At 40.1% G+C, this 25,889-nt stretch carries 17 protein-coding genes; 14 read left to right on the top strand and 3 right to left on the bottom strand.

The genetic code is table 11. The annotated features are described in order from the left end of the window. Positions 1 to 396: 396 nt before the first annotated feature. Genes PCO85_03830 through PCO85_03855 form a run of 6 tightly spaced genes read left to right on the top strand, consistent with a single transcriptional unit; the run spans position 397 to position 7,930 of the window. On the top strand, positions 397 to 1,827 hold the full coding sequence (locus PCO85_03830) for a mannose-1-phosphate guanylyltransferase/mannose-6-phosphate isomerase (protein ID WJV54590.1): 1,431 nt from the start codon (positions 397 to 399) through the stop codon (positions 1,825 to 1,827). After that, positions 1,824 to 3,185: a phosphomannomutase CpsG gene (locus PCO85_03835; GenBank protein WJV54591.1), complete on the top strand. Its 1,362-nt coding sequence runs from the start codon at positions 1,824 to 1,826 to the stop codon at positions 3,183 to 3,185. The genes PCO85_03830 and PCO85_03835 overlap by 4 nt, the downstream gene beginning before the upstream one ends. 14 nt (positions 3,186 to 3,199) lie before the next feature. Continuing rightward, a complete protein-coding gene (locus PCO85_03840; protein WJV55984.1) occupies positions 3,200 to 3,985 on the top strand; it encodes an ABC transporter permease in 786 nt (261 codons plus the stop codon). Continuing rightward, a complete protein-coding gene (locus PCO85_03845; GenBank protein WJV54592.1) occupies positions 3,985 to 5,280 on the top strand; it encodes an ABC transporter ATP-binding protein in 1,296 nt (431 codons plus the stop codon). Before PCO85_03840 ends, PCO85_03845 begins: the two co-directional genes overlap by 1 nt. A gap of 7 nt (positions 5,281 to 5,287) precedes the next feature. Beyond that, positions 5,288 to 6,100: a class I SAM-dependent methyltransferase gene (locus PCO85_03850; protein WJV54593.1), complete on the top strand. Its 813-nt coding sequence runs from the start codon at positions 5,288 to 5,290 to the stop codon at positions 6,098 to 6,100. 45 nt (positions 6,101 to 6,145) lie between these two features. Then, the gene (locus PCO85_03855; protein WJV54594.1) at positions 6,146 to 7,930 is read left to right on the top strand and encodes a hypothetical protein; all 1,785 of its coding nucleotides are present in this window, start codon (positions 6,146 to 6,148) and stop codon (positions 7,928 to 7,930) included. Between the two features lie 403 nt (positions 7,931 to 8,333). Here the strand turns inward: PCO85_03855 and PCO85_03860 are convergent, their stop codons facing one another. The 3 genes from PCO85_03860 to PCO85_03870 are packed head-to-tail and all read right to left on the bottom strand — an operon-like array spanning position 8,334 to position 15,111. Further along, on the bottom strand, positions 8,334 to 9,569 hold the full coding sequence (locus PCO85_03860; protein ID WJV54595.1) for a class I SAM-dependent methyltransferase: 1,236 nt from the start codon (positions 9,567 to 9,569) through the stop codon (positions 8,334 to 8,336). A 5-nt stretch (positions 9,570 to 9,574) separates the two neighbouring features. After that, the gene (locus PCO85_03865) at positions 9,575 to 10,489 is read right to left on the bottom strand and encodes a glycosyltransferase family 2 protein (protein ID WJV54596.1); all 915 of its coding nucleotides are present in this window, start codon (positions 10,487 to 10,489) and stop codon (positions 9,575 to 9,577) included. After that, a complete protein-coding gene (locus PCO85_03870) occupies positions 10,486 to 15,111 on the bottom strand; it encodes a glycosyltransferase (GenBank protein WJV54597.1) in 4,626 nt (1,541 codons plus the stop codon). The genes PCO85_03865 and PCO85_03870 overlap by 4 nt, the downstream gene beginning before the upstream one ends. 1,710 nt (positions 15,112 to 16,821) lie before the next feature. Here PCO85_03870 and PCO85_03875 point away from each other — a divergent pair. The 8 genes from PCO85_03875 (at position 16,822) to PCO85_03910 (ending at position 25,871) form a co-directional block, all read left to right on the top strand. Then, a complete protein-coding gene (locus PCO85_03875) occupies positions 16,822 to 18,492 on the top strand; it encodes a sugar phosphate nucleotidyltransferase (GenBank protein WJV54598.1) in 1,671 nt (556 codons plus the stop codon). Further along, positions 18,489 to 18,911, top strand: coding sequence for a GtrA family protein (locus PCO85_03880; protein WJV54599.1), 423 nt, complete (start codon positions 18,489 to 18,491; stop codon positions 18,909 to 18,911). The genes PCO85_03875 and PCO85_03880 overlap by 4 nt, the downstream gene beginning before the upstream one ends. Continuing rightward, a complete protein-coding gene (locus PCO85_03885) occupies positions 18,908 to 19,609 on the top strand; it encodes a glycosyltransferase family 2 protein (protein WJV54600.1) in 702 nt (233 codons plus the stop codon). The genes PCO85_03880 and PCO85_03885 overlap by 4 nt, the downstream gene beginning before the upstream one ends. 146 nt (positions 19,610 to 19,755) lie before the next feature. Then, complete coding sequence (locus PCO85_03890) at positions 19,756 to 20,355, top strand: phosphatidylinositol-specific phospholipase C/glycerophosphodiester phosphodiesterase family protein (protein WJV54601.1); 600 nt, start codon at positions 19,756 to 19,758, stop codon at positions 20,353 to 20,355. Further along, a complete protein-coding gene (locus PCO85_03895; protein WJV54602.1) occupies positions 20,348 to 22,402 on the top strand; it encodes a uridine kinase in 2,055 nt (684 codons plus the stop codon). The genes PCO85_03890 and PCO85_03895 overlap by 8 nt, the downstream gene beginning before the upstream one ends. Continuing rightward, positions 22,399 to 23,145: an HAD family hydrolase gene (locus PCO85_03900; GenBank protein WJV55985.1), complete on the top strand. Its 747-nt coding sequence runs from the start codon at positions 22,399 to 22,401 to the stop codon at positions 23,143 to 23,145. The genes PCO85_03895 and PCO85_03900 overlap by 4 nt, the downstream gene beginning before the upstream one ends. Next, complete coding sequence (locus PCO85_03905; protein ID WJV54603.1) at positions 23,142 to 24,866, top strand: hypothetical protein; 1,725 nt, start codon at positions 23,142 to 23,144, stop codon at positions 24,864 to 24,866. The genes PCO85_03900 and PCO85_03905 overlap by 4 nt, the downstream gene beginning before the upstream one ends. Positions 24,867 to 24,869: 3 nt before the next feature. Continuing rightward, positions 24,870 to 25,871, top strand: a complete 1,002-nt coding sequence (locus PCO85_03910) for a class II aldolase/adducin family protein (GenBank protein WJV54604.1) — start codon at positions 24,870 to 24,872, stop codon at positions 25,869 to 25,871. The last annotated feature ends 18 nt before the right edge of the window (positions 25,872 to 25,889 follow it).

The raw sequence follows: 25,889 nt of genomic DNA on the forward strand, positions 1-25,889 counted from the left end.
AATGGTAATGATGGCATCAGCGTATAATCGATAGAAATTTTTAGGTAGTCAATATCATGCCCGGACACGTTGATTCGGTCTGATGGCGCGATGATACCTTGGAGGAAATGTAAGAAAGATACATCTGCGCGAGTGTTGATCATTACCGTGTAATAAATGTAGATGTAGTGTGAAAAGGACCAACCCGCACACTGTCTTGGGGATTTGGCCTAGGGTGATTTGGTGAATACCAAAAGCAAAATTTGTACAATATATTTGCATCGAGAGTGTCTACTTTCGTGCGGTAGCTTTGCCTGAAACTAGTATTTTTTATCTTTTGTTACTATTTTTAAAGAAAATTTCATGTAATTACATTCCTTATGGTGCAAGAGAAACCCATAAGGGCAGGAGGTCTCTTTGTCAATAACGATTATTCCCGTGATCATGTGTGGTGGAAGTGGATCACGGCTTTGGCCAGTTTCTCGTGAGCAACACCCGAAACCATTTATTCGTTTGGCCGACGGAAGTAGTCTGATTCAAAAGGCTCTGTTGCGTGCTCTAACATTTGATGGTGTTAAGGAGATCATTACCGTCACGAATAAGGAACTTCTTTTTAAAGCTGTTGATGCATTTTCTGAGGTGTACAAAGGAACCGTTCCCATCTCTTATATTTTGGAGCCTGTTGGTCGTAACACTACCGCTGCAATTGCATCAGCGGCGCTTTTGGCACATCAAAAATATGGTGATGATGCCGTACTGATGATTCTGGCTGCCGACCATCTGATAAAAGATCATACTGCATTCATACAGGCTGTATCAGAAGCTTCTCAACTTGCGAAACAATCTCGATTAGTTACTTTTGGTATTCAGCCGGAAAAACCAGAAACCGGATACGGATATATCAAGTATCGGGGTAACCTGGTTGAGCATTTTGTTGAAAAACCCTCCTATAACAAAGCATTGGAATATCTTGAGTCGGGGAAATACCTTTGGAACTCCGGTATGTTCTGTTTCTCTTGTGGAACTATCCTTAAAGAAATGGAAATGTTGTGTCCACAGGTGCTGTCAGATGTTAAGCATAGCATGAGCCTGTCTCGCAGGCTTGAAGGTGGTGGGGCGACTCAACTTGAGTTAGATATGAATACATTCTCACAAGTTGAAGATATCTCCATCGACTATGCAGTGATGGAAAAATCCAGACAGGTATCCGTTGTATCCTGCAATATTGGCTGGTGTGATATCGGTTCCTGGACGGCGCTTGGGGCATTAATCGTGCCAGATGAGAATGGTAATGCCATAGAAGGTGATGCTGAAATACTGACGCATAATGCAACTAACTGTTATATCAAGGCTGATGAGCGTGTGATTGGTGCGGTAGGTGTCGATAACCTGGTCATTGTCGATACCCCGGATGCTTTGCTTGTTGCAAGCAAGGATAGCGGTCAGGATGTAAAATCTATCTATAACCAGCTCAAAAACAAGGGGCATCAAGCCTACAAGATTCACCGAACGGTTCATCGTCCCTGGGGCACATCGACAGTGTTGGAACAAGGACACAATTTCAAGATCAATAGTGTTCTTGTCAAACCAGGCGCGAAGATGAGTATGCAGTTACATCATCACAGAAGTGAACACTGGATCGTAATGGCTGGAGCGACAAGGATCGTCAACGGTAATAAACATATTTTCCTTTCCACGAACCAATCCACTTACATCCCTCCAGGTGAACAACACAGAATAGAAAATCCAGGCGTTATCGATCTCATCATGATTGAAGTGCAGAGTGGGGAATATCTGGGGGACGACGATATTGTTAGATTTGATGAAAATGGGAGTGTTCACCAATGACATTAGCTTGCTTCAAGGCCTATGATATTCGTGGCCGTTTGGGTGATGAACTGAATGTAGATCTTGCCTATCGAATTGGGCGTGCTTTTGGTCAATACATGCAGGCGAAAAAAGTGGCTATAGGCGGTGATATTCGTCTGAGTAGTGAAGAACTAAAATCAGCCTTGTCTGAGGGATTGATGGATGCTGGTGCTGATGTTATTGATCTTGGCATAACGGGAACAGAAGAGATCTATTTTGCTGCTTTTCATCTAGATGTGGATGGGGCGATTGAAGTGACGGCCAGCCATAATCCTATGGATTACAACGGAATGAAATTGGTCGGCCGTGGAGCCAAACCGATTAGTGGTGATACAGGGCTGAATGATATACGTGATTTAGTTGAGCTGGGTAAGTTCTGTACTGTGAATCAGAGAGGGGGTTATACCAAATTGTCTCTGGTGGATGAGTATGTCGATCATCTAATGTCTTATATTGATGTAAAAAAAATTAAACCGTTGAAGCTGGTGGTCAATTCAGGTAATGGTGCTGCCGGGCATGTAGTGGACGCGATTGAAGTGATGCTGCAGAAACAGCAGATTCCCGTTGAGTTTATCAAAATTCATCATGAGCCGGATGGTAATTTTCCAAATGGAATCCCTAATCCGCTATTGCCTGAAAACCGTTCCGTAACTTCTAATGCTGTCAAGATGCATAAGGCTGATATAGGCATTGCATGGGATGGTGACTTTGACCGCTGCTTCCTGTTTGACGAAAATGGTGAGTTCATTGAAGGCTATTATATCGTAGGTCTTCTGGCTGAAGCTTTCCTGGTTAAAAACCAAGGGGCCAGGATTATCCATGACCCACGTCTGACCTGGAATACCATTGAGATGGTGAAGGAAGCTGGTGGTACACCAGTACAGTGCAAGACGGGTCATGCTTTTATCAAGGAGCGTATGCGCGCTGAAAACGCCATATATGGTGGCGAAATGAGTGCCCACCATTACTTTCGTGATTTTGCTTATTGTGATAGCGGTATGATTCCATGGCTGTTGGTTATTGAACTACTGTCTTCTAAGGGAGCGATGTTGTCCGAATTGGTTGGTGCTCGTATGCGAGCTTATCCATGTAGTGGTGAAATTAATTATAAAGTTACCAATGCTAAAGAAATCATTGCTCGTATTGAAGAAACCTTTAAGTCTGAGGTTGTTAGTATTGATCGCACTGATGGTCTTGGTATGGATATGCCAGGTTGGCGTCTTAATGTCCGTACCTCAAATACCGAGCCTCTTTTGCGCCTGAACATTGAAACCCAGGCTCAGCCAGGGCTGGTATGGGCAAAGGTTGCTGAAATAGATCACTTGATTAAAGGATAAGTATGCCACTCATAATGTTGAGAGCGTTGTGGAATTACCGGGGATTTATTCTCGGCAATGTTAAGCGCGAATTTCAGAGCAAATATCGTAATTCATTATTGGGAGCCACATGGACGGTACTAAATCCTCTGGCGATGATCATTGTGTATACTGTAATTTTCTCACATGTAATGAAAGCAAAAATTGCTGGAATTGACGATACGTATGCTTATAGTATCTATTTATGTTCTGGTGTGCTGACGTGGGGACTATTTTCAGAAATTGTCAGTAGGGCTCAAAATGTTTTTATTGATAATGCAAACTTACTAAAGAAAGTTAGTTTCCCCAGAATGTGCCTACCGATTGTGGTAGTAGCTAATGCATTAATTAATTTTATTATTATATTTTCTCTGTTCACTGTTTTTTTACTTATTAGTGGAGAAAATCCTGGTTTTGTATATTTTTCTTTTATTCCAGTACTAATCATAGTATGCATTTTTTCAATTGGATTAGGCATCACATTGGGCGTTTTAAATGTATTTTTTAGGGATGTCGGACAGCTATTTAATATCATTCTTCAATTTTGGTTCTGGTTTACCCCTATTGTTTATCCAATAAATGCACTGCCAGAAAACATAAGGAAGATAATATCACTCAATCCTATGACTCCAATCATTTCTGCATTTCAGTCTATTTTTGTTTTAAAACAGGTTCCAAAATGGGATGGCTTAATATTAGTAACAATTATTAGTATTGCGATGTGCTTTTTGGGCATGCATCTATTTAGAAAACATGTGGGCGAGATGGTGGATGAATTGTAATGGCAAATATATCAGTTCGAGGAGTAGGTAAAGCCTACAAAAAATATCATAATAAGTGGGGAAGACTAATTGAATGGATTAGCTTAACTCCTGTACAAAAGCACACTCTGACATGGATTTTAAAAGATATTAATTTTGATATTGAGCCTGGAGAGGTTATTGGAATCGTTGGGAAAAATGGTGCTGGTAAAAGCACGTTGCTAAAGATGATTACCGGCACAACGGAGCCGACCGAAGGATCTATTAGAGCTGACGGCAAAGTAGCAGCTTTGCTTGAACTGGGTATGGGGTTTGATCCTGATTTTACCGGTCGTCAGAATACTTACATGTCAGGGCAGTTGCAAGGGCTAAGCATAGAAGAAATAACCAAGTTAATGCCCGAAATAGAAGCCTTCGCTGATATAGGATCATATATTGATGAGCCATTAAGAACATATTCTAGTGGGATGCAGTCTAGATTAGCGTTTTCAGTCGCAACTTGTGTAAAACCGGACATCCTTATTATTGATGAAGCATTAAGTGTTGGTGATATAGCCTTCCAAGCAAAATGTATGCAGCGTATGGAGTATTTGAAAAACATTGGGACGACTATTCTATTTGTTAGCCATGCGATTAATCAAATTAGGCAATTTTGTGATAAAGCTATATATATTAAAGATGGAAGATTAGAACAATTTTCAAATGTATCAGAAGTATGTGATTTATTTCAAAATGATCTTCTTGGATTAGATAGAGAAGTGAAAGATGAAGTTACTTCTAAAATAGAAAATGACATAGGGAGTGAAATAATCGAAGAAGATAAAAATTTGAGAAAATACTCTCTGGATTCTGAAACTGGTACATTTCATTTACAGTTTTTAAAATTTGATTTAAAAAATCGTGAAGGAGTACAAATTACAAACTGTACTCAAGGTGAGCTTGTAGAGTTTTCTGCATATATCAAAGCTAATAATGACGTAGAAGCTGGTTCCGCTATTGGATTATTAATGGCTGATAAAACAGGCTATCCATTGGTAGCGTGTAATTCAAATTACTATGACTATTTTTTACCTGCAGTAAATAAGGGAGAATTAATTGTAATTAGATGGAAAATGAAGTTTCCTTTAGCGTCAGGTGAAATTCGTATAGATATTGGTATCAAACCAGATCCCTATTCGATCATATTCTATGATAGAGTTTTTTGTGCAAAAGTGATAACGGTAACGCCAAAAATAGAATTACTGAAAAGAAATTTTGGTGGATATATTTTTGCTGATGCTGATATTCATATTGAAAAAATTAAAGTAGCTAAGTGAGTTAAATATGATCAATTTTATTAAAAAAATCCTTGTTGGTAGAACCGATGAAGCAATAAATACTCATGATAAAAATAATGATTCGGTTACGAATGATCATTCTAATGATGATAAAAATATAGAGGCTTCTTGTGATACGGATAAAGATTATTCTTTAACAAGTGGCGAAAGACAAGTTGGAAGAGAATTGGATGATATTAGATCAGATCATACCAATAGATATTATATGGCTGTTGAGTATATAGCTGATTGTAAAAAAGACGCTTCTATTCATATTGCCGATGTGTTCTGTGGAAATGGATATGGTACTTATATTATATCTAAAAATATACCTGGAGCTACGGTAATTGGATTGGATGGATCTGAGGAAGCAATATTACTAGCAAATGAGTGTTATACTCAAGAAAATAACTATTTCAGCCACAAACTTTTCCCGTTTAAATTACCCATTTCATCTTTTGATTTCGTCACATGTTTTGAATCATTAGAACATGTAGAAGAAGATCAAAAGATGCTAAATGAAATCATCAGTTCATTGAAAACTGGTGGTACTGCATTTATTTCAGTGCCTAATGATGAGATTCATTCTTTAGAGAAAAATCCTCATAAATTTCATTTCCGGCATTATAAACATTCTAAATTTATAGAAATGCTTCCTCCAGAAGTGAAACTTGTAAAATGGTTTGGTCAAGATGTTTATAGATTTGAACAAGATGGAATAAATACATTCCAGTTATTACCTATGGATGAAATGAAGCTTGTGGAAAACCAGTTTGGTCAGGTTAATATTTACATTCTTGAAAAAAGATACAATTTATAAGATTCAATACTTGCCAAATATAGTAATGAAAACAGGAAATAATTAATGAATGTCTTATTTATTGGTGATGTGAATCGCGGTGCCCAAGATGTGAATATAGAGCGGTTATTCCGCCTTTTTTCTCCTGTATTTAAAGAAGTTAACGTCACAGCCTCTATGTATATAAGTGAGGTAAATAAGAAGGTAAGCATATCTGATTGGCTTGAGGTATGGCGGGAGTCCATTGATAAAAATAGAGTATCAGAAATTGCCAGTCTAGATTTGTCTAATACGGCTATTATTGGTTTTGAAATTTCTGATGCAGACATAAATTATTTTTCTGAAAATAAAATACCATGGATTAATTTTTCTATTCATCCTATACGTTTCTTAGATGATTTATATTTTGACGTTACAACATCATTTGACTATGATCTTTCAAATCATGCGGCAAGCACTGGTTTAATCGATTTTTGTGTCAATAAAATTAAATCATCTATTAATTCAACATCAATAAAGAAAGAAAAAACGCTAGCAATATTTGGCCAAACTCCAATTGATAAGAGCATCTATTTCGATGGCGAATTTAAAAAATTAACGTCTTATCTCGATAAGATTGATGCCTTAGCCAGAGATTATCCGCGAGTTATATATCGCCCACACCCTAATTTGACCGACGAAAGTGTTGATCAAATAATTATAGAACGATATGGCGCGGAAATTGTACCAGAGAAAAATTTTTATAAATTTTTAATAACAGAGTCTATAGATAAATGCTGTGCAATAAGTTCATCTGTAAATACAGAATCACCCTATTTTGGAGTTGAATCTGTTAATTTAGATGATAGAGCCAGGAAATATGGTGTTGCAGTAAATTATAAATCTCTTCTTGATGATCGTGATTTTTGGGGCAATAAATTCCTTAATATGGGATTGTGTTCTAATTCGTTTAATATATCGATAGCCGTTCCAGATAATTATCTGCGGGATGTATATGAATCTTGGGGGTATATTACTAAAGAACAAGAAATATACACCATAATTAACACTAAAGAGCAGGAAATATATACCAAAATTAATAATAAAGAGCAGGAAATATATGCCACAGTTAATAATAAAGAGCAGGAAATATATACCGCAATTAATAATAAAGAGCAGGGAATATATGCCAAAATAAATGCTAAAGACCAAGGAATATATACCATAATTAATAATAAAGAGCAGGAAATATATGCAAAAATTAATGGTAAAGAGCAAGAAATATATACCGAAATTAATAATAAAGAGCAGGGAATATATACAACAATTAATAATAAAGAGCAGGAAATATATGCAAAAATTAATGGTAAAGAGCAAGAAATATATACCGAAATTAATAATAAAGAGCAGGGAATATATACAACAATTAATAATAAAGAGCAAGAAATATATGCAAAAATTAATAATAAAGATCAGGAAATATATACTGCAATTAATAGTAAAGAGCGGGGAATATATACCACGATTGATAACAAAGAGCAGGGAATATATGCCAAAATTAATAGTAAAGATCAGGAAATATATACTACAATTGATAGAAAAGAGCAGGGAATATATGCCAAAATTAATAGTAAAGAGCAGAGAGTATATACCACAACCAATAATAAAGAGCAGGAAATATATGCTGTAATTAAAACTATACAGGATGAGATTTCTAACCTAGAGGAGCGAAATAACTATTATTTGATAGAGTTAGAACGCAGTGAGCAACATGTAAATGCATTACTTAATAGTAGGTCTTGGATAGTAACATCCCCTTTTCGTTTTATAAAAAGATGTTTCATGAAATTATTTCTATTTATTCAAAAATGAATAAATAATGATATTTGAAGAAAATTGAATATATGGTAAATGCAGATGTTATGATAACTGTATCTAAGAGTTTAAAAAGTTAAATGCTTGAAATGTGAAATGTAAGGGGCGGAGGGATAGACTCTGTCTTTTATAATGCTACATTGGCTCAGCAGCCGGATAAACGAGCTGTTGTCCTACGTCGAAAATAGTTTTGATATCTGTCCAGATTATTACGTTATCTTTTTATCCACACAACGAGAGTTAGCCGATTGGTCACGGTTTGGATGCCGATGAATATCTAATTCCTACTCAGCCAAAAAGTCCGCTGCGCTGATATTGAGAAAGGTTCTAAAGACTTAAAACCTTTCTCCAGTAGTTGACAAGATAGACTCAATCTTTCCCTATAACACTAGAAATTGTATCAGATGATTTCAATTTCCGGGAATGGGAAAATGAAGTGGCCACCAGAGTTCAAGAAGTCTTTTTCCCGCTTAAGTATACCTTCTTTAAAGTGCCATGGCAGGACAAAGAAATAGTCAGGCTTCATTGCACGTGCCTCGGCCTCGGACACGATTGGAATATTCGTTCCCGGCGTAAAGCGACCAAATTTTTCTTCGTTTACTTCAGCGATCACTGGAATATCTGCTGCTGTCAGATTACAGAATTGCAGCAACACATTGCCCTTCGTCGACGCGCCATAACCCAGAACTTTTTTCCCATCAGCCGTCAAGGTACGGATCAAATTGGTAACATCCTTACGATGGCGATATACGCGTTCTTCAAAATCACGATAAGGGCGCGGAGTATAAAGTCCCATTGCGTCCTCTTGAGCCAGAAGCCACTCGATAACTGGCGTATTTGGTTTAATACGAGTGTTACCTTTATGTGCAACTGTTACCGCAAAGCTGCCACCGTTGACTGCGTTCATTGACACGTCAACTACTTTGAGATCGGCCTGGTCCATGATGTAGCAAATGGCTTCGAGAGAATAATATTCCAGATGCTCATGACATATAGTGTCATAAGATGTCATCCTGAGCATGGAAGGCATGTAGCTTTGCTCAAGATGCCAGACTCCATCCTGATGCAGGATGGACGATACGTCCCGCGCAAAGGCAATCGGATCTTCCAGATCGTAAAACATAGCAATCGAGGTTACGATTTTGGCTTTTTCATTACTAGCGGATTTAAAATTTACAGCATTGAAAAAATCAGGGACTAGTTTCACATCATCAGGATAGTACTGCTTGAATTTACGTCCCGTTGGATCAATGCCGATGCGTTTGATATGTGATACAGAATAGGCTTTGAGAGAAGTGCAGTCGTTTGATCCAATATCCAGAACTGTATCGCCATTCTGCAATTCAGCACGACGTTCCAACCAGGAAATCTTTCTGGTAAGGTGATCTACCATTGATTGGTTTAAGCCAGAGCGATACCCGTAATTATCACCATACATTTCATCAGGTTCATAAGAATGCATTAACTGCAGCAAGCCGCTATCCGGGCACCAGCCAAGTTCCAGCGGGCCTGATGTGATAGTTTCATCAGGACTTTTGGGGAAAACGCCAGTAAGAGCCTGATTCCCTAACGAAAGAACCATTTGAAGATTTTCCGACTTTCCGATTCTACACTGTTTTATGGCATTATATTTCATTTAGCTTAAACTTCCTTGACTGATTGAAGTAAGCATCCCAATTCCGACATCGTTTCTGCTGATGCATTTTGAGACACAAGGTCAGCCTCAACGGCCCTATACCAATTAGGATAAATTTCGTTCAAAATAACACGCTTCAGATTTCGCATAACTACCGGATTTTCAGTTGATTTCGCAACAGCAGACTGAAGGCCATTAACCTGAAGTTTCAGACGTTCGAGCATCCCGCTCTGAGAAAAACTGTCATTGCCACCACGTCTATTAAGTAACACTTGAGGGCAATAAAGCAACTTGAAGCTTTTACGGGTCAACGAAAAAATGCGGGTAACATGTGCCCAGCTTTTGTTCGTGGCATCCAGATTCAACGGAACATCGAACCATGTTTTACGATTGACAACGAGACCACCCATAAACGAGAAAAACGCCTCTGATGTTTTTGACGAGCCACAATATTGCTCTAACTCTTGTGGATTATTCAGATCATACAAACGTTCATTTTTATGATTAAGAATAGGCCAATCTGTCAGCACATTCATATCAAAATCGCATTCATTGTGCCTGACCAAAAGCAAATCGGGTCTATATCGTTTAATTCGGCTCAGAAGATAATCTACAGAGCCATCAAGGCACAAATCATCTGACGAAAAAAGCCAGCAATAATCACTGTCGGCAAAGGAAACACTCAATGTCATATCATAATCAATGCCGCCTTTCGCCATAGCCTTTATATATCTAAGGTTATTGTAGCGCTCTTGAAATTGTGAAACAATTTCTTGTGTATTATCAGTCGAGCAGCCATCAAAAACCAAAACATTGACATCATACTCCTCTGCCTGCGGCAGAAGAGTATTGAGCGTATCCGGAAGAAATCGGCCGAAATTATAGGTAGGGATAGCAATACTAAGAAGAGGGTTGCTCATTGCTGCTGCTCCACTCTAGTAGTTGAGATTGTGGCAAACTCTTCTTCGGTAAGATCCGCAAATGGGATCCCATTATCCCGAGCTTTTTGATAGCTCTTCTTGACGATTGGAAGATATGTTTCAAAACTGTCCACCCCTCGGTTACGACGAAGATAGCGAGCAAAACTGAAGTTAGGGTAAGATCCATTATTGTCAGCTTTCTGGAGAAGATCTAGACAATGGATACTATTTCGGAATGTATGGTCACGCCAATGAGATACATCCTTTTCTGGCGCACCATTCAACTCAGCCAGATCGTATACTTCAGGGATTCGTTCCAGCAGCCAGATTGACGCATGTTCTCCCCAGGATACCTTCAGATTGATGGTTATTGCTGGCTTGTTTAACCAATAGCCTTTCTCCTCCATCATCTTGGACAGGATATATTTTGATGAAGGAACACAGGTTTGCATGCTGCTGAACGGAGCGCCTGACGTATCCTGGTTAAAAATACGCCATGAGAAATTTCGGCGCGCCACAAAGGAATAAATGGCTGTGTAATAATTTTCGTTCCGAGACGATATTTCCCTGATCGGTGCAACTTTGCTCACCCCGTCCAGGGTATAATTCTGAGCTTTGTCTAAATATTCATCGAGAGAATCCAGACTTTCCGGCACATCAGCACTACTGACATTGTAATTCAAATTGATAAGGTCGGGAGATTTTTTCTTAATTATGTCAAGGATGTTTTGCAAAGCATCTTTGTGGATCAGATCATCATCACCTATCAGCCAGACATATTCGCCATTTGCAAACGAAACTGTCTGGGGAAGATTATTTAACATCCCGATATTCGCACTGTTCTGGTAAATCGTTATGTTTGAATAATGGTGATATTTCGCAATCAGATCATCTATACATTCATGAGAGTAGTTATCGCAAATAATTAGTTCGACGTCCTTTTCCAGACCGGTAGATACCGAGATAAAGTTCTCAATGTTAATCGCAAGCCACTTTTTACGATTATATGTTGTTATGCAAACAGACAGCTTGGGCCTTTCCGGAAGGAACAATGAAATTGACGTATCTGGTACTTCTGGTAGAACTGCCACCTTTTTATACGCAGTATGTTTGCAAATGAGTGAAACAAGCTCCTCTGCATATTGATTCCATGTCTTAAAGTGGCGATTTAATGCCTCTTCCACAAGTTTCTGATATTCACTGCCGTTATTGGCTAACGCAATAATAGCGTCTCTAATCTCATCAGCATTGTGTACGTTTACTCCATAACACCCACCATGCTGTAAAAGCTCTGCCATTTGACCAAAATTGGCGCAAATACAAGGGCGTCCAAACCATAGACTTTCAACAATCGGCAGGCCAAACCCCTCTCGTACAGACGGATAGACCGTGAAATGTGCCGATTGATAGCATTCGCTAAGCTTTTGATCATCAGCATCCTGAATCCATTCAATATTCTCTGATTGGGCAATCAGATCATTTACTTTTGGCTTAAGTGTTGTATCGAATGTATTACCGCTGCCAATCAGTGTTAATTTCAGTTTTCGTGGAGATTTTTTTTCAGCATCAAGGAATGCCTGTAAAAGTACCAGGTGATTTTTTCTTGGCTCCACAGTCGACACACAAATGATGTTGCATGTTTCGTCCGATGACAGGGCAGGCCGTTTAATTCTTGAGGATGCTGAGTACTGTTCAGGCAAACAGACTGCTTTTAATCTTTGCTCAAGAGCAAGACCTTTAAGAGCTTTTATATTTAAAAAACGGTAAAGATCATCATTGCTGCTCTCTGAAATACTAAAAACCTGGTCCATCTGATCGAGCATTTTCATATATTGTTGCATCGCCTGAACAAAGGGCTGCGGATATATGTCATTCATGATAAGAGGGATGGCATCATAGAAAATGCTACAACAATGAGCCGATTTTTCTTTGAAGTATTGAATCACCTCTTGCTGGAAAGAAAGGTCACGATTGAGAGGTAAATCGCTTAAAAGATAAACGATCTGCTCATTGTCACTGTCCTGGGGCAGCTCTTTCAACCATCTCTTCGGATCTGGGCCATTCCATGCTGCCAGAACTGCAAGCTCAGTGTCATTTGCAACGGTTACACAATGTCTTTTTTCATCCCATTTTATTGGCACCAACCGGTGTCCTGCCTCTATTAGAGTGCGACATAATTGTCGGGTTACACGTTGAATACCGCTATTCCCGCTAGATGCAACAGTCGCATCAACCCAAACGCAAATCACATCATCAAATGTCAGATTCGATCTAGGTCGATTCGTTTCATTGATGATTTGCTGGGCATACTCAGACCAACTTCGCATTGGTCGTCGGATGATCTCACCTATTTTTGCGTCATAGAAGGATCTGTCTACGATCAACTTTTCAACTGCACTCTGCAAAACCACTTGGTCTGTAACATCTACTGTTACGCAACCACCATGCCTTGCCAGATCCAGCATCGCTCCGTTTGCAGCACAAATGCAAGGTCTCAGGCGCCAGAGACTTTCGACGATCGGCAATCCATATCCTTCATTCGTTGAGGCGAACACAGTAAAGGCGACCTTCTTGTAAAGAAGGTCCAGATCCGCATCATTCATCTCGTTGTATATGCAAATACGCTTATTTTTCCGGGCTTCGTTTTGAACCTGTATCATATATTCCGGTTCGACATACTGTCCGACTAGAGCCAGTTTCCACTCTGTTTCAGGATGAGAATGACAATAGGCATTAAATGCCCGGACCAACGTTAACTGGTTCTTTCTCAGGCATATTGATCCAAGGGAAAGAATGATTTTTTCAGTAGAAGACCAATCAAAAATCTGTCTCTCAGATGCATCCGCTTCTGGCAAATTGTTGGCAGAAATGACGGGAGTCTCTCTGGTAGAAAGCTTCTCTATCGCGGCATAATAATGATGTAGCTCTCTACCGGAAAAATCACTTATTGGCCAAATAATGTCTGACAGGGACAGATCAGACAAATACCGCATATGCTTAAGAGCATTAGAACTCGCTGACTCGTGTGTCAGAGGAATATGATCGTAAAACACGGAACCAACTTTCAGGCCCCAATCCCGTGCACATTTGATTAACCGGGAGGTCACAGGAACATTATGATAAGTATGATATGTAACTTCCGGGACAAGAAGCCAGTGTTGCACCGGAGACGATTTTAGATGTGGCCCAACCTGATCAAAATAATCCTTATCAAGAAGATGACGCGAAAGAGAGTTGAGCTTTATGTTTGCAATTTTCTTGAAGTTTTCCAATTCTGCTTCGGACAACGGCGCTAATCTGAGCGTATCGGGAGACAGTTTAACCGGAACAACAGTTTCGCCCAAATTGCAAAGATTTTCGGTCAATTTTGTCACCACACGAGTAATGCCAAACATCGAATCCTGTCTGCAAGTAAAATCAACATAAATGAAAACGATTTTCTTCTGAATAGGCCTTACATTCAAACCAGTCGCTAAAAGAGAGACGTTGTGATCGTCATGCCCATCTTTTATTTTGATGTTGTCACATGGGAGAATTAGGTTTTGCCGATAAGTGGACATCAGTCGCCTAATTTTAATTTCAATGCGCGGAGAGAGTGACAAAATTTTCTTTACAAGATTCAACAGGTAAGGGAAATTGCGTGCTTTTTTATAAGAAAAAATGATGATTGATTTCATATTATTTCTTAATGCGGTTTTCTGGGTTTTAACAAAAAGGGACAATTCTCGTAAGAACTTTGTGATCATCCAAGATCGTGAATGCAGCAAAAAATGCCTGTCTCTCTCAAACTGATCACGCTCAATCGCGATCGCATCAACGGAAACTTTGTATTCGTCCCTCTCGGCGATTGCCGTATTCAGTGTAGCACGCGCTTCATCACGTTCAGCAATAGCAGAGTTCAACGCAACCAGCGCATTAGCTTTTTCAAACTCTGCTACAGGCACAAATTCGTCCAATACACTGGAAGGTAATGTGAGAAGCTCGGCAAGCTCACGTTTTTCATGCGCCAGATAAAAACGATTGACGCCATTGAAACAAACCGAATCATAGCCAGCTTTCTGAAATGCGTCTTCAATTTTCTTTGATTTGGTTTCCCCCCCGAGAGGATCAACGGTCTGTACAACCACAATCCAGGGTCTGTTGCGTTCCCAATCATTTCCCTCAATAACCTGTAACTCCGTATTTTCCACAGAAATACTGAGAAAATGCACCTCTTGCCCCTGAGGAACGTATTTTTCCCATATATCTTTAAGGGTTAAAGAACTTGAAGTATATGTTTTGTAGCTAAACCCGTAGTCTGAAAAGTATTTAGCTAAACCTTTTTCAAATGTTGAAATCCCTTTTTCTTTGAAAACGTAAAGTGGAACGTCCGAATACTTTTTATCCAAAATCGCTATATTCAGATTTACATCTTTAGGGCGTTTCTGAACCAATTGGTTAAATGAATCTATGTTCGGATCAATATTAACTCCATGCCAACCTTCCTTGTAAAATGCATTCGTTACAGAATGAATATCTGCCTGGGCTGCACCAATATCGATATAAAAACCTTTACTCATCTGCTTCAGGGCACGCTTTAAAATTACATCCTCAAAATTTTTTGCGTATGAAACAAAAGTCATAAGTTAATTTTCCTGATCAGAGAGTCATTATCGAGCCGCACCAGAGCAAAACATGGTTCTGGTTCCGTTCCGTCCATAAAGAAATTAATACAAGAACACAATATTTTGTCCGCTAATGATAGAAAAGTCGCAATTTTTTGCAAACGTGTTCACAACTGCCTCACCCGCCACGCTATTACTTTCAAGGGGGACAATGCTGATGTTTAGACAAACCAACCTGGCTGATTTTAAGGCCTTGATATCGCATGACTAAGGTATTCAGGCTTCAATTTTGAAGCGTAATATAACGCAATATGATCATAAATCACAACCAGTTAAATAACATACCATTGAAACCATTTTGTCATTTAACTCTCTTTTTTATATATTTTCAGCAAGAATACGACAGGAAAGGAATGATCTGTCCTTGATTTAGTGCCCACTTTGCTTCAAATCAATCAACGAAAGCGAGATCACCATGGCAATACACCCCACCCCCGAAGTTCAAGCGCAGAGTCGCCTCGTTTCTGCTAGAAAGCGGCAAGTCCGTTGCCCGTATGAGGCAGGGATTGATATCAAAAAAGAACACACTCTAAAATTGGAAAGGCTCTATCAGGATAGAGATATGTTGCTTTCTCCAATGCGCTGCAGATTCCAGAACAAGCGCTGGGAATTCGCCGCTTAAAAGCCAAAATTGTTGAACTGGAATAGGATAAACTTATCGCTGAAAAAGCGACGACGTTCTTCGTGAGGGATCACCGGACCAGCGACTTGTTCAGTTGCACTATGCCAGCCGAGGACTTTCGGTATCCGGCAGTTGCAAAGTGACTTGTAGGATGAATAGCATTTTCATGGCAAAAGCAGTATTAGCCGCCTGATGAAATAGTCTGGTTTGAAAGCAGAGAATCTGGTGCGTTAATAAGGTGATGACAAACAATCAGCACGATTTTCCTATAGTGGCTAATCTGCGGAATCGGGAATTTAGCCCTATCGCGGCAGATATGGCTTGAGCATCGAATTACTCATATCAGGACGAGAGAAGGCTGGCTGTATCTGGCAACGGTTATAGACCTGTATTCCAGACAGATAATAGTCTGGAGTCTGAGTAATAGGCTGAAAAAATTAGCTTGTTATTGATGCATTGGAGATGGCGATAAACAGAGGAAACCGACAGGACAGGTCATCATTCATTCGGACAGAAAGAGTCAATATGCGAGTCATCGGTATCGCGATACACTGAAAGGTAACTGTTTACGCTGTTCGATAAGCGGAAAGGGCTGTTGTTATGACAATGCGGTAATGAAACGCGTTTATCACACACTTGATGTAGGGTAAAGTTTTTGTTAGTCGGGAGCAGGCGATGAATGCGATATTAGGCTATTATCGACGTGTTTTACAATCGCCACCGTAAACCCTTAACACTGAGTTATCTGATATCAATGAACTATGAAATGGCCGTGTAATTAGGTGGGAATAACATCAGGGACAGATGAATTCAAGGAAGTTGCTGGTGAGCATGCCTTCTGTCTCGATGTCGATGATGAAAGTGCTGAAGATCTTTCAACTGCTATTGTACAATTGCTCAATAGTTTCAAATCTGAGACTCATCCAGTATCGAATGATATGCCATGGATTACATAGCAGCCAAAGTGCAACTGATTTTCTGGGAGCTATCAGATTGTACTGCTGAACAGTGACTGTAGTTTGGAACATTTGGGGGGGTAAAAAATCATGAGTAATAAAATCCAAGTTGTTATACCTATGTCCGGTTTTGGTGAGAGATTCCGTCGGGCTGGTTATTCTGTACCAAAACCTTTAATTGAGATTGAAGGTAAGCCGATTATTGCTCATGTAATAGATATGTTCCCTGGCGAGACTGATTTTATTTTTATTTGCAATCAGGAGCATCTGAATGATCCCATGTATTGTATGGAAGAAATTCTCCAGCATTATTGTCCTACAGGGCGAATATTGGGAATTGCACCTCACAAATTGGGACCGGTGCATGCCGTATTGCAGTCTGAATCTATGATAGACATAGAAAAACCTGTAGTGGTTAATTATTGCGATTTTACGTGTTATTGGGACTGGGTACTTTTTAAAAAATGGGCATATGAATCAAAATGTGATGGTGCTATCCCTGCATATAAGGGATTTCACCCACATACTTTGGGGACTACGAATTACGCATATATGCGTGAGGAAAAAGGTTGGGTCGTCGATATTCAGGAAAAAAAGCCATATACTAATAATCGTATGAATGAGTATGCTTCCAGTGGTACTTACTATTATTCAACTGGGAAAACAATGCTTGCTGCTTTCCATGACACCGTTTCTCTAGGTCTGTCGTTGAATGGTGAATATTATGTAAGTTTGACATATAAACTATTGCTGGCTGCAGGGAAACGAATTGGGGTTTATCCATTACAACATTTCATGCAATGGGGTACACCTGCAGACGTAAAAGAATATAATTACTGGTCTGATGCTTTCCGTCACCTATTAAACACTCCCATAAATTCCAAACCTGTAGGTTCTGTCATTATACCGATGGCCGGCATAGGGGAACGTTTTCGCAAAGAAGGCTATGAATTGACGAAACCTTTGATTCCTGTCTCTGCTAAACCTATGGTTTTGCAAGCGGCTCGTGATCTGCCTACTGCTAACAATTATGTGTTTGTTCTCAGATCTGATATGCCTGGCATTGATGATGTCAGTAGTGCCATATTGCAGGATTTCCCTGGGGCACATTTGACTAAAGTTGAAAAAGTAACTGAAGGGCAGGCGTGTACAGCATTGTTTGGCTTGAATGAGTTAGAAAAAACAAGAAATGAGCCTGGTCATATTACGTTTGGCACCTGCGATAACGGTGCTATATATGATTATACCAAGTTAATACAGCTAGTTAATGATGAAACTGTAGATGTTATTGTTTGGGGAGTTCGTGGTTACGCAAATGCTGCCAGGCATCCCAATATGTTTGGTTGGATTGATGCGGATGTTGACGGTGTTATCAAACATATATCAGTAAAAACACCTCTTTTAGATCCGTCAAATGATCCCGTTGTATTAGGCACTTTTACTTTTCGTCGTAATGACGATGTCCGTCGTAGTGTAGATAGACTGATTAACCGTAATGGCCGTGTAAATGGAGAGTTTTATCTTGATTCATGTATAAATGATGCTATTGCGTTAGGGCTACGTTGTGTTCTTTTTGAGGTTGACAGTTATCTTTCTTGGGGAACTCCGAATGATCTCAAAACATTTAATTATTGGCAATCCTGCTTTCATCTCTGGCCTGGTCACCCTTATCATCTTGATTTAGATGTAAGTATCTCTAGTGAATCTGTTTCACAACTTGATGCAGCTTACTCCTCATGGCAACCGGAGCTGCCTCAATGAAAACTATCTCATCAACCCATAAAGAAATTTTGAGATTTCTATTTGTGGGTACTATAACTGTGTGTGTAGATTTTCTTTGCTACCGTTTTTCGCACAGTCTACGTATTGATCTAGCCTATGCTAAGGCTATTGGGTTTATTTCTGGAACACTATTTGCCTATTTTGTGAACCGTTTTTGGACTTTTTCGGCAAAGGATGCACCTTTAGCGAGTGTCTGGAGGTTTGTTGTCGTATACAGCCTAAATTTATGTGTCAATGTTTTATTGAATATGGGTGTATTAGCTTTGCTTGCTGGGACAAATTATGCGGTGGTTATTGCTTTCCTTATAGCTACAGGGACGAGTGCTGTTTTGAATTTCGTTGGCATGAAATTTTATGTTTTCAACACCTCTTGTATGAATGAGTGGGGTCGTTTGTGAAATTTTCGCTGATTATTCCATGTTACAATGAATCGAAAAATATTCCTTTATTGTTGACTCGTTGTGAGCGTTTATTGCGAGAACTCACTGATATTGAAGTCATACTGATTGATAATGGCTCGACAGATGAGACTCCCGCTGTACTCGAACATTTACTACCTCAATACCCTGGTTGTCGAAGTGTAAGGATTGAAACTAATCAAGGATATGGTTTTGGGATTCTGAGTGGGTTACGTGCGGCTCAAGGGGATTTGATGGGATGGACGCATGCAGATATGCAGACTGACCCTTTTGATATTATTCAAGGGATTCGCATTTTTGAACAATATGGGGATAACACCTTTGTCAAGGGACGTCGTTATGGACGCCCTTTGACTGATGTTGTCTTCACCGTCAGTATGAGTTTGTTTGAAACCCTACTACTCCGCCGTGCAATGTGGGACATTAACGCCCAACCTAATATGTTTCCCCGAGCCTTCTTTGAACAACTAGATAACCCTCCACATGATTTTTCGTTGGATTTATATGTGTATTTTAAGGCCAAGGAAGCTGGTCTTAAAATTAAGCGTTTCCCAGTTTGTTTCGGTGAACGGGTTCACGGTACCTCTCACTGGAATATAAGCTGGTCTGCTAAATGGAAGTTCATTCGCAGGACAGTCGATTTTAGCCTTCGATTACTCCGAGAACTGAAGTCGTGAATATTGGCAGAGCGGACTGTTTGGAATGTAGGAGCTGACTGGGACGATTGATGTTAGCGCAGTGGCGGGAGTGATATTATTGCTCACCTTGCGTACTGCTTGAGAAGAAGGCGATAATATTATCTTTGTTTATAGGGAAATAGAAAATGGAATACATTATACATAGGCGTAATACTATAGCTGAACTTAATAATACCCCTGTCGACTGTGGTGTTGAGGTAGATATTCGCAGTGAAAGCGGGCGATTAGTTATACACCACGATCCCTTTGTAGTGGGTGAAGATTTTGATACATGGGCTGCGGCTTATCGTCATGGCACCCTAATTTTGAATGTCAAAGAGGAAGGACTGGAGCAGGAGGTGCTAGGGTGTATGAGTCGACATAATATTACAAATTTTTTCTTTTTAGATCAATCATTTCCATTTATTGTCAAATGGGCAAATATGGGAGAGCCGCGTTGCGCTGTACGTGTTTCGGAGTTTGAATCTGTTGAAACGGCATTAACTCTCGCTGGTCGTATAGACTGGGTTTGGGTGGATTGCTTTACACATTTCCCTTTGGCGTTGGTTGACTATCAGCGTTTGAAAGAAGCTGGTTTCAGGCTTTGTCTTGTTTCTCCCGAACTTCAGGGGCGAAATGCAGAAACTGAGATTCCGAGAATGCGTGACTTAATTGCAAAAAAATGTATGACGATGGATGCAATTTGTACCAAGAAACCAGAATTATGGGGACGGACAGATGTTTGATAAGAGGATGTTGCGTCATCCTCTATTCTTGACAGGATTGCTTGTTAAGCTGAGTTTGATCGTATTATTGGTACCAGAGGCTGCAAATCTATGGTATGTCCCCTTTATCAAAAGTAGTATCAGTAATTTTTCACTTGATCCATGGTCTACCTATTTGGCAACAGGCGGTTCCTATTTGGTATTTCCTTATGGGTATGCCATGTGGCTCGCATTTCTGCCATTATGTAGTGTTGCCTATTGGGTCGGTTTCCCAATTTATTATGGTTATGCATTAACTCTGTTGTTTGCTGACTTTATATTATTGGCTGTCTTGCACAAGTTTATGAAGGTGTCTGAACGAACCTTGATGGTGCTATATTGGTGCTCTCCTATTATACTGTTTGCGACTTATTGGCTGGGTCTGAATGATCTTCTACCAGTAACTTTACTCTGTATTGCAGTGTTATATATCAGGGATAAAAAACCTCTTTTGGCGGGTGTCTTGTTTGGGTGTGCGATATCCGCCAAACTGAGCATGGTGGCTGTTTTACCGTTGTTGTATTTTTATTTATGGCGCAATAAGGCAAATCGGATCTTGGCTTTTGATTTTTTTAAAGGATTATTGGGAGCATCAGTAGTATTGCTGGTTCCCTTCTGTTTTTCTGCTGGTGCAATGGATATGTTGTTGACTAATCCAGAGATGCAGAAGATTTATCAGTTCTCGATAAAAATTAACGATCACACAGAGATTTACCTTCTCTTTATGGCCTATTTGCTTATGTTGTATGTTGTGTGGCGTATTGGGCGATTTGGTTTGGGTTTTCTGATTGCTTCACTAGCGATAGTTTTCTTTTTGTTCTTACTTCTGACTCCTGCGTCCCCTGGCTGGTTTGTATGGGTTATGCCGTTTTTAGTTTATTTGCAGGTTCAAAATGGTCGAAGGATGGTTGAGTTGGTCGCGGCTTTTTCTCTTATTTATGTTTTGGTCGTTTTTCTTTCCACGCCTGTACCAAGATCTGAATTTATACCGCTGGACTTCCTGATAAGTATCAAAGCTGGGATAAATGAGCACTTGCGCGGGATATTACTGTCATCGCTTACTGCTTTTGGTATGGTACTTTGCTGGCGTTTATATAAGGAAGCTGTTCGGGCAAACGATATTTTTGGATTGTCTCGTCGCCCTATCGTTCTTGGTATTGCTGGTGATTCAGGTGCAGGGAAAGATACGTTAGTTGATTGCTTGACAGGTTTGTTTGGGAACCATTCCGTTGTTTCTATTTCAGGTGATGATTATCATTTTTGGGACAGACATAAGCCAATGTGGCATGCCATGACTCACCTTAATCCTCAGGCCAATGAACTGGAAAAAATGAGTGAAGACGTGGTGAATCTGACTCATCGTCGCCCTATCCTAGCTCGTCATTACGATCATAGCCAAGGATTGAAAGGTAAACCATATCGTCTGGCACCAAATGATGTTGTCATGGTTAGTGGATTACATGCTTTGTATTTGCCTATGATGAGAGAGTGCTACGATGTATCTGTATACCTAGATATTGATGAAGGGTTGAGACACTATTTTAAACTTAGGCGGGATGTCGATGTGCGTGGCCATTCACGTGAAAAAGTTTTTGCTACATTAGTACGTCGTGAACCTGATTCTTGTCATTTTATTAGGCCACAGAAAGCATTTGCTGATCTTGTTCTATCATTACAACCTATCCATCCTTTACTACTCAATAATACATCAGATAATAACGTCATCCGTACTAAGCTTCATGTTCAGACTAGACGCGGAGGGTTAGAGATTGCGTTAAGAAGAGTGCTGGTGGGTATTTGTGGTATGCATGTGGATATGGATATCGCATCAAATGATACGCATGTCATGATGAGTATAGAAGGTGATATTTGGGCTGAAGATATTGCCCTTGCAGCAAATCAATTACTTCCTAATATTGATGAACTCCTTGATTTGAATCCGGTATGGGAAGGGGGAATGCTTGGATTGATGCAGCTATTTGTTATCAGTCATTTATATCAGACTCGTGTAAAAAAATTCGTATGGTGAATGTTTTGAATAAATTAAGTGTTCAAAAACCGGCTGCGGTTTTATTTGATACAGATAATACTTTATATCACTATGAACCTTGTCACGTGGCAGCAATGAAAGCGACAAGGGAGAAGGCGGTTAGTCTCTTTTCTATTACTCCTGAGCAATTTGATCATGCGTTTTATAAGGCCCGTGACGAGGTGAAGTCGAGGCTTAAACATTTAGCGAGTTCACATAGCCGTTTATTATACTTTCAACGTATGCTTGAGTTAATTGGTCTTGGATCTCAAGTTCTCTTGGCGCTGGATCTTGAGCAGACATATTGGCGAACTTTCCTTGGTAAAGCAGAGTTATTTGATGGTGTGACGGATTTTCTTGATGATCTACGTTTGGCGAAAGTGCCAACTGCTATCGTGACAGACCTAACGGCGCAAATCCAGTTCAGAAAGATTGTTTACTTCGGGCTTGATCAATATTTTGATTATATTGTCACGAGTGAAGAGGCGGGTTTTGACAAACCGCATCCGTCACCTTTCAAAATTGCACTTGAGAAAATGCGTCCGGGTGTGGGCCCCATTTGGATGATCGGTGATAGCCCGGTTAACGATATAAAGGGGGCTCGTGAGACTATTGGTGCTTTTACCATCCAAAAGATTCATGAGGGTGTAGAGAAAGGTGTAAGGGACACAAGGCCTGATATATTTATTGAATCATTTGGAGAGTTAAGGTGTATTTTAGCTAATCTGAGGGAAATTGTATGAGAAAGGGAATAGTGCAGTCAATATTGGTTATATTTGCCGCTGTAATATGTATGACAACAATGTCTGTATATATGAAGGGGACATTAAATGGCAATATTAATTACTTCTTTTTGCCAGCAAAAATGTTCGGAGTGCCTACCGAACTTGCCCAAAAAGGGATCGAACCTTTATTTTACGGTAAGAATGAATCCGGCTGGGATGGTCAATTTTATTATTATATTTCCAATGATCTTCTTGGATTAAAAGATATTCCTAAACATATAGATGTCCCTGCTTATCGTTATCAACGGATTGGCCTGCCTCTTTATGCTGCATTTGTAGCATTTATTACAGGCCATAGTTGGGTTTCGCCTGAGGTTTATTACTTTTCCTATCTGGGATTGGTGCTTGTTGCTGTTTGGGCTATTGGCCGTATTATGTCGATGAGAAACGGCTGGGTGTTTACAGGAATTGCTTGGGTTGCTGGCGTAGGGACACAAATTACCCTTCTTAATGGCTTGCCTGACGCAGCGGCAGATGCTTTTTTGATCGTCGGTACTCTGGCGTTGTTAAAGTCAAAACGGTGGTTAGGGGTAGGGGCATTCCTGATAATGATGTCAGTTCTGTCCAGAGAAAGTTATGTTATTTTCCCGGTGTTTTTTTTGGCTTTCCTGTTGTTAAAAAGGCTGATTGAATACCCATCGAAAGATTGGGTCAACGTATTGTTACGTGAAATACGTAGCCGGGTTTTTTTAGCGCTATGTGTGCCTGTCATCGTATTTTTAATTTGGCAGATTTATCTTCGGCACCATTTTGGATTCGCACCTTCTGAGCAAACGGTTGGAATATTGGGCCTACCTTTCAAAGAATGGTGGATAGCACTGCATGCTGGACTTTCTGGACACCATTATTTGGTTTCGGCAGGCATACAATCTTATCTTGAAGCAGCTTCCTTAATTTGTTTCATGCTACTTCTAATTATGGTGATCTTCTTTGCATCCAAAGTGCTGATTAAATATCAGGAAAAGCCTGAGTGGATAGTTGCATTAGCGGGTGGCGCCGTCATTATGTCGTTGCTGTACCTCTGTTTTGGTCGCACTGTTATGATGTACTATACCTTTTATATGAAAGCAGCTAACGTATTCATCTTTTTAATCCCATTATTTGTGGCGGAAGCTAATATATCGACAAGTAAACGATATCTTGTTTATACATTATTGGTGGGCATTGTTGCTGTTACCAGCGGATACTTGTGGAAATATAAAATAGCTTTCGAAGCAAACAGTGGTTATTCCCGTTTTACTCGTGTCGCTGACGTAACGCGAACAGCAGAGGCAAAATGTCTGGTGCATTATGATGCTACGGTACAGCTAACTGGCTTAGAAGATGTGCAAGTCTCAAATTCTTTCCCCTTCATGAAAGGACCGCGTGTCGAAGTTTTCTGGGTCAATCTAACTAATCATTCTGGTGAACCATTTGTTTCTCTTGCCGGCAAAGGATCCGTCAACATGAGTTATCAGTGGTTGTCGGCCGATACCCATGTTGTTGTAAAAGAGGGTATTCGTTCTTATATCCCTGAAGGAATAAAAGATGGTGAAACGGTTAGCGTTCCTATTGTTGTCCTTTTTCCGACGGCTGCAGGTAATTACATTCTTCGATTGAGTCCGGTTCAAGAAGGATGTGAATGGTTTTATAATGCTAATCCTCATAGTGCTCAGGATGTTCGTTTCACAATAAGGTAAGTTATGAGAAATGAAATTAATTCCCTTGCAGTGAACGTGGGAGAAAATCCACTTTTGGTCCAGGGGGCCGGAGGGAATATATCCTGGAAGGAGCTCGACTCCCTTTATGTAAAAAGCTCGGGGACCTGGCTGATGGATGCCATGCGCCGAGATATCTATGTTCAGATGGACTTGACCGCTGTTCGTGCGTTAATCGCTGATGGTGGGGAGGATTACTCGTCTGCTGTTCGTTTTGCAGCTGAGGGTTCACGTCCTTCTATTGAAACGGCATTGCATGCATTGTTACCACAACGTGTTGTTCTTCATTTGCATCCTGTTGACATGATTGCTTTAAGTGTATTGGCGGATGGATATCGGCGTATTGCAGCATTACTGGACGGATTGAATTGGAAATGGGTTGATTATGCCAAGCCAGGTAAAGAGCTTGCGGCGGCTGTTTCGTCGGAAATCTCGAGACATCATTGTATGCCGGATATCTTGGTATTGGGAAATCATGGACTAGTGGTGGCAGCAGAATCGGTGTCGGTATTGTGTGATCTTCTTGATTCTGTTATTAGGCGCTTGAACTGTTCACCTAGAGTGGTTAGCGCACGCTGTCAGTTTTCGGATAGTAGTCTGTCTAACTGGCGGAATGCTGGGTATCGGGTCGTTTCGGACGCAACAGTGAATGCTCTGGCGTTTGATGAGCGCTTGATGGAGCTCAGCCGGAAGGCGTGGGTATTGTACCCAGACCATGCGGTTTTTCTTGGCAGCCGAGCTTATATTTGTGTTTCACCAGCGGCTCTACCAGCATACAATTATCCTGACTCAATAATCGTTCCAGGTCAGGGTGTTTTGTTGAAAGAAACGGCCTCTTTGGCCGCAGAAAGTATGTTGCGTTGCTATGTGGAAGTTCTGCTTCGTGTTTATGATTATGAGCCTCGTGCGCTTTCTCAAAACGCTATCGCTGAGTTACTTAACTGGGATGCAGAGAAATTTCGCCAATTCACTCAACACAATGTGTAATTTTCACTCTGTTTAAAA

Origin of the sequence: Prodigiosinella aquatilis (assembly GCA_030388725.1) — a bacterium.
Taxonomy (GTDB): Bacteria; Pseudomonadota; Gammaproteobacteria; order Enterobacterales; family Enterobacteriaceae; genus Prodigiosinella; species Prodigiosinella aquatilis.